This window comes from Corynebacterium sp. UBA4397 (assembly GCF_002390965.1).
GTDB classification, from domain to species: Bacteria; Actinomycetota; Actinomycetes; order Mycobacteriales; family Mycobacteriaceae; genus Corynebacterium; species Corynebacterium flavescens.
Genome location: NZ_DGRD01000024.1, coordinates 1 through 6438, shown reverse-complemented (window position 1 = coordinate 6438; position 6438 = coordinate 1). Strand labels below are relative to the sequence as shown.

Sequence of the window (6438 nt, the reverse complement as noted above, 5' to 3'; positions counted from 1 at the left end):
ACACTTCCTGCTCCTTAGCCCCAGACACACATAAAGCCACGGCACAATGGCCATGGCTTTAATGCTTATCGTAACTACGACTGCTGCTTCTGCGCTGCCAAGTACTTCAAGGCGGTGCGGGTGGACTGCTCGGCTGCGTGCCGCAGTACCGGATCGACGTCATCATACATGGCATCTACCAAGGTCTTGAGGTCGATATCTTCCCCGAGCTCCTGATGAATCTTCTTGATCTGGTCAAGGCGGTGGTAGCGGCGGTCAATGTACTTGCGGGCCACCTGCGAGGTGTCCTCGAGGTCGGGACCGTGACCAGGAAAGAGCGGGACGCCCTTGCCGCGCTTTTCCAGCATGTCTAGGGTCTTGAGGTACTCACCCAAGTCCCCATCGGTCTCAGAAAGCAGGACGGTGTGGCGTCCTACGATGGTATCTCCGGTGAGGATTCCTTCCAAGTGCGAGGAACCGGCTTCTTCCGACCAGACAAAGAAAGAGGTGGAATCCGCGGTGTGCCCGGGGGTGTGAACGACCTCGAGCTGCGGGGTGATGCCTTCCACAGTGATGATCTCGCCACCCTGCAAGGCCGGGGCGCCGTTGCAGTAGCTGGGATCATAAGCGCGAATGGGGGCGCCAGTGAGCTGACGCAGGCGCTGCGCGCCGGAGGCGTGGTCATCGTGGCGGTGAGTCAGCAGAATGAGTGCGACTTCGCCCGCGCAGGCGGTGACAACGTTGAGGTGTCCCTCGTCCTCGGGCCCCGGATCGACCACGATCGCCCGCGAATCCTCCGCGGCACGCACGATCCAGGTGTTGGTTCCCTCGAGTGCGGTATAGCTCGGATTGTCACACAATACGACACCGACCGACTGGCTTACCGGACGCAGTTGACTATATGCAGGATGCTCCATAGTTCTTAGCCTAACCCATCACTTAGAGAACTCTACGATGACTTCGATCTCTACGGGGGAGTCCTTGGGGAGAACAGCCACACCCACGGCAGAGCGGGCGTGTGCGCCTGCCTCGCCGAAGATCTCCCCGATCAATTCCGAGGCTCCGTTGATGACGGCCGCCTGTTCATAAAAATCGGGGGCGGAGGAAACAAAGCCGACGACCTTGATGACGCGGGTGACGTTATCGATGCCAACCTCGGCATCAATTGCAGCGAGGGCATTAAGAGCGGCGATCTGGGCATATTCTTTGGCCTGCTCCGCGCTAACCTCAGCGCCAACCTTGCCGGTGGCCGGCAAGGCCCCGTCAACCACGGGGAGCTGCCCGGAGGTCCAGACCTGATTGCCCACCTGGGTGGCCGGCACATAGGCGGCCAAGGGTGCGACAACGGCGGGCAGCGTAAACCCGAGCTCGGTGATGCGCGCAAGATGGCTCATCTTAGGCCACCTCGCGCTTAAAGTAGGCGACCACGTTCTCCGGATTCATGCCCGGCGTGATGGTGACAAGCTCCCAGCCATCTTCTCCCCAGGAATCGAGGATCTGCTTGGTAGCGTGCGTCAGGACAGGTGCGGTGGCGTATTCCCATTTTGTCATGGGACATATCCTACCTGCTATATGCCGAAAAGTTCTCCGCCATCAGCCAGGTAATCTGCCCAGCTGGTGATGTTTGGATTCTTGCGCAAAAGGGCGCGGCGCTGACGCTCAGTCAGGCCTCCCCACACCCCGAACTCAACCCGATTATCCAATGCATCCGCACGGCACTCGTTGAGCACCGGGCAATGACGACAGATAACGGCAGCCTTGCGCTGCTCTGCACCACGGACGAATAATGCATCCGGATCACCCTTGCGGCACTTGGCCTGGGTTACCCATTCGCCACGTTCAGTGTTGCTAACAAGGCTGGACTGACCAGAGCCTTTCAAGCCGACAGTCATGGCTCGGTAGCTCCTTCCTCGTGGACTACTACATCGATAGTGTCTGACAGTGTTTGATAGTGCTTGATAATTTTGTGTGGGAGTATTATGTTTTGCCGGTCAGTGTATTCATACGTCACATACGTTGTCTAATACGTCACACTTTAGGGGGGAGTTCCCTATTACCTGCTCACCCCCAACCACGTAGGGTGTGGGGGTGACTGTCTTTAGATCTTTGGCAAAAATCGGCATTTCCACCCTCGTGGTGGGAATTCTCATTGCCGTGGCTTGCGCGCCTCTCGCCGGCATCTCCGGCGTGGCCATCGCCCGCACCAATGAGACAATGCAATCAGAACTGCAAGACCTGGCCGCAGGAGAGCTTCCCGGCGTCAGCACCATCAAGGATGCACAGGGCAATGACCTGGCACATCTATATAGCCAGCGCCGCTACCCCGTCAGCCCGGATAAGATCTCCGATCCCATGAAGCAGGCCACCGTGGCCATCGAGGATCGCCGCTTCTACGAGCACGATGGCGTGGATTTTCAGGGCAATTTCCGCGCGTTGTGGACCAACTTTGCCGCCGGCGGGGTCTCCCAGGGCGCATCCACCCTGGATCAGCAGTACGTAAAGAACTATCTCCTCTTAGTATCCGCGCGCACGGATGAGGAGCGCGAGGCCGCCACTGAGCAGTCCATCCCCCGCAAGCTGCGGGAGATGCGCATGGCCACGGAGATGGACGCCGAGCTGCCCAAGGATCAGATTCTGGCCAACTACCTCAACCTCGTCCCCTTTGGCAACCACGCCTATGGCATCGAGGCGGCCGCGCGCACCTACTTCGACACCTCGGCCAAAGACCTCACCGTCCCCCAGGCCGCGATGCTGGCCGGCATGGTGCAGTCTTCCGAATACCTCAACCCCTATACCAACGAGGAGGCAGTCCTCGATCGGCGCAATACCGTGCTGCAGGCCATGGTCAATAACGGCTCCCTCAGCCAGCCCGAGGCAGATGAGTACGCGCAGACCGATCTCGGGGTTGAATCCTCCCCGCAGCTGCTGAGCAATGGCTGCATCGGCGCCGGGGATCGCGGCTTCTTCTGCGACTATGTCTTGGACTATCTCGCCGAGAAGGGCCTTGATACCGAGGAGCTCGCCCGCGGCGGCTATACCGTTAAGACCACCCTGGACCCCACCGTCCAGGATCAGGCGCTAACGGCCGTGCGCAATCAGACCTCGCCCGACGCCGTCGGCGTGGCGGAGGTCATGAACGTCATCAAACCCGGGGACTCGGACCGCGACGTGCTCGCCATGGTCTCCTCCCGCCGCTACGGGCTGGACACGGAACAAAATGAGACGATGCTACCTCAGCCAAACTCGCTGGTGGGCCACGGCGCTGGCTCCGTTTTCAAGGTCTTCAGCGCCGCCGCTGCCATCCAATCCGGGTACGGAATCAAGAGCCAGCTCGACGTTCCTGCCCGCTACGAGGCCCAGGGCCTGGGTTCCGGAGGCGCCGCAGGCTGCCCCGTCGGCCGCTACTGCGTGGAGAACTCCGGCACCTACGCCGCGACTATGACCTTGCAGGATGCGCTGGCGCACTCCCCCAACACGCCGTTTATCAAGCTCATCGAACAGGTCGGTGTCGATCCGGTCGTGGACATGGCGGTCAAGCTGGGCCTGCGCTCCTACGCGGACAAGGGCAGCTACGATGCCGATACCTCCATTGCTGATCACATCAAGGATCTGCAGCTGGGCTCCTTCACCCTCGGCCCCACTGCCGTCAACCCCTTGGAGCTCTCCAATGTCGGCGCCACCATTGCCTCCGACGGCAAGTGGTGCGAGCCCAGCCCTATCGATGAGGTCACCGATAGGAACGGCAACGCTGTATATATTAAGGAGACGCCGTGTGAACAGGCCGTCGACAAGCAGCAGGCACATGCGTTGAGCAATGCCTTGACCCAGGATGCCGTCTCCGGCACCGCGGCAAACGCGGCGCGCGGCGCGGGTTTCGGCACCAAAGTTGCGGCCAAGACCGGTACCACCGAGTCCAACCAGTCCTCCGCCTTCCTGGGATTTAACTCAGGAATTGCCGCCGCGCCCTATATCTACAATGACGGTACGTCCACCTCGCCGCTGTGTTCTGGCCCGGTGCGGCAATGCCCTTACGGAAACCTCTTTGGTGGCCTCGAACCCGCCAGCACTTTCTTCACCATGGCCGCAGGCTTGCCGGCAGCCACGCAGGGCACCATCCCTGGCTACGACAAGAAGTATGACGAGGGCACGGTGGATTCACTGCTCGACGGCTTGCGCGGTAAGTCCGAGGCGGAGGCCCGCAACACCCTGCAGCAGCGCGGTTACCAGGTAAAGACCTCGCAGACCATCGGCGGCAATGTACCCGCTGGCCGGGTGGTGCGCGCGATTACCGGCAAGGACAGGCTCAACAATGGCGCCACCATCACACTGCAGCTTTCCGACGGCACTTCCCCCACCCGTGCGCCGAACAACAACAACGCCAATTCAGATAACACGGGCCGCAGTCGCGAGAATCAGGAGGGCGGCCGGCCCAATAATGAGGAGCGCGCGCCCCTGATTTCCCAGGAGCAGATCGATAGCATCACCAACGATGTGCGCAGCTTCCTCGGGCTCTAGGGCCACCCGGGCCTAGAGCTTTATGCCCTAGGCGAGCTTGGCCTTGACCGCGCTGGACAGGCGCTTGCCATCCGCGCGGCCAGCGGCTTTAGCGTTGGCCGCCTTCATGATGTTGCCCATCTGTTTCGTCGTGGCGGGGGCACCGGCTTCGGCCTCAACCTCGGCCACGGACTCTGCCACGAGCGCCTCTAGCTCCGCATCATTGAGCTGCTTGGGCTGGTAGGCCTCGAAGTAAGGAACCTCCGAAAGCTCCGCCTCCGCCAACTCCGGGCGGCCGTTCTCGGCGTAGACCTCGGCGGATTCGCGGCGCTTTTTGATCTCGCGGGCGATGACCTTCAAGATCACCTCATCATCGACCTCATGGCGCGCGCCGGAGGTCTCCTCCTCCTGGATGGCGGCCAAAAGCGAACGGATGGCGCTGGTGCGCTCCTTGTCGCGGGCTTTCATAGAGGTTTTGAGATCGGCACGAATAGATTCTTTAAGCTGGCTCATGTCCTTCAATCTACGCCAGGTAGGGTGGGAACCGTGAAGATTTACCCGATTATCGGCGGACTTACCGCCGCCGGCCTCGCCACCCTGGCCTGGAGCCACAGTGAGCTCAACAAATTCGAGTTGAAGCAATACACCATCCCCCTCCTGCCCAAGGGAACACTGCGCGGGGCACCGGACTTCCGCATCCTGCACTTGTCCGATCTCCATATGATCCCGGGCCAAGAGACCAAGATTGCCTGGGTTTCCGCCCTCGACTCGCTCGATCCGGATCTGGTGGTGAACACCGGCGACAACCTCTCCGATGAGCATGCGGTGCCCGATACCCTGCGCGCGCTGGGCTCTCTGCTTGACCGTCCGGGTCTCTTTGTCTTCGGCACCAATGATTACTGGGCCCCACGCCCGGTCAATCCTTTCAACTACTTGCTGAACAAGAAGCGCGAGCCCTCCTATATCGACCTGCCGTGGAAGGGCATGCGCGCGGCCTTCATCGAGCATGGCTGGCGCGACGCCAACCAGGCGCGCCACGAGTTCAAGGTGGGCAACGTCCGCCTAGCGGTGGCCGGGGTGGATGATCCGCACCACGACCTCGATGATTACTCGGAGATCGCCGGCGCCCCCAACCCTGATGCCGATCTCAGCCTGGCGCTGCTGCATTCACCGGAGCCGCGCGTGCTCGAAAAGTTTGCCGCCGACGGCTACCAGCTCTCACTCTCCGGCCACACCCACGGCGGGCAGATCTGTCTACCCGGCTCGCACGCCCTGGTGACCAACTGCAGCATCGACCGCGCACGTGTGCAGGGCCTGCATGATTTCGGCCCCATGAAGATGCACGTCTCCAATGGACTGGGCACCTCGAAGTTCGCTCCCGTGCGCATCTTCTGCCGCCCCTCAGCCACGCTGCTGCGGATCACCGAGGTTTCCTAGGATGAGGTTTCTTTTACTGCAGTTTCCCAAGCTGCAGTTTCTTATGCTGCCGTTTTGTTGTTCACATCGCGCGTGAGCTAAAGTATTCCAGTACCGTTTATTTCGGTCCTTCGGGATATGGCGCAGCTTGGTAGCGCGCTTCGTTCGGGACGAAGAGGTCGCAGGTTCAAATCCTGTTATCCCGACCAACTTAAAAATCCCCATCTTGAGCAGGCAATCCTGCGCAAAGTGGGGATTTTTCGCACCCAAATTTCCTTTAAATACTAAGCCGACTCTTTCGGTTTTAGAGTGCGTGGTGGGACTGGCATATAAGAAGCGAGTCCCTTGCAGGTATTTCCCGGGATCATGACCACCGCGCAGTCATAGTCCTGCCCATTGTTGGTTTCCCCACCGGGGTTTGTTTTAGGGGTGCCGGAAGTCGCCGCCTGGCTTGTTGACCTAACGGCTCGTATGTGGGGGCTGCCAGACTACTGTCCCGCCCTTACGGGTCAGGCGCCCGCGCCGCGGTGGCGCATTCGGATCATCCTC

At 60.6% G+C, this 6438-nt stretch carries 7 protein-coding genes and 1 tRNA gene; 3 read left to right on the top strand and 5 right to left on the bottom strand.

The features are described 5' to 3' along the window. Nucleotides 1-74: 74 nt before the first annotated feature. From B2696_RS05285 to B2696_RS05270, 4 genes are read right to left on the bottom strand one after another with little or no spacing between them, the layout of a single operon-like run. Nucleotides 75-896, bottom strand: a complete 822-nt coding sequence (locus B2696_RS05285; RefSeq protein WP_286954315.1) for an MBL fold metallo-hydrolase — start codon at nucleotides 894-896, stop codon at nucleotides 75-77. An 18-nt stretch (nucleotides 897-914) separates the two neighbouring features. After that, on the bottom strand, nucleotides 915-1373 hold the full coding sequence (locus B2696_RS05280; RefSeq protein ID WP_286954314.1) for a RidA family protein: 459 nt from the start codon (nucleotides 1371-1373) through the stop codon (nucleotides 915-917). Between the two features lies 1 nt (nucleotide 1374). Next, on the bottom strand, nucleotides 1375-1530 hold the full coding sequence (locus B2696_RS05275) for a DUF4177 domain-containing protein (protein WP_075728981.1): 156 nt from the start codon (nucleotides 1528-1530) through the stop codon (nucleotides 1375-1377). A 17-nt stretch (nucleotides 1531-1547) separates the two neighbouring features. Further along, nucleotides 1548-1871, bottom strand: a complete 324-nt coding sequence (locus B2696_RS05270; protein ID WP_075728980.1) for a WhiB family transcriptional regulator — start codon at nucleotides 1869-1871, stop codon at nucleotides 1548-1550. Between the two features lie 196 nt (nucleotides 1872-2067). Between B2696_RS05270 and B2696_RS05265 the strand changes: the two genes are divergently transcribed. After that, nucleotides 2068-4494 carry a transglycosylase domain-containing protein gene (locus tag B2696_RS05265; protein ID WP_286954313.1) on the top strand — a complete coding sequence of 809 codons (2427 nt, stop codon included), beginning with the start codon at nucleotides 2068-2070 and terminating at the stop codon, nucleotides 4492-4494. Between the two features lie 27 nt (nucleotides 4495-4521). On the opposite strand, the gene B2696_RS05260 is transcribed toward B2696_RS05265, so the two are convergent. Beyond that, nucleotides 4522-4986 (bottom strand): GatB/YqeY domain-containing protein, encoded by a 465-nt coding sequence (locus B2696_RS05260; protein ID WP_286954312.1) that lies wholly within the window; start codon nucleotides 4984-4986, stop codon nucleotides 4522-4524. 33 nt (nucleotides 4987-5019) lie between these two features. Here B2696_RS05260 and B2696_RS05255 point away from each other — a divergent pair, with 33 nt between their 5' ends. Continuing rightward, the gene (locus B2696_RS05255; RefSeq protein ID WP_075728977.1) at nucleotides 5020-5910 is read left to right on the top strand and encodes a metallophosphoesterase; all 891 of its coding nucleotides are present in this window, start codon (nucleotides 5020-5022) and stop codon (nucleotides 5908-5910) included. Between the two features lie 111 nt (nucleotides 5911-6021). Continuing rightward, nucleotides 6022-6098 (top strand) — tRNA-Pro (locus B2696_RS05250). The last annotated feature ends 340 nt before the right edge of the window (nucleotides 6099-6438 follow it).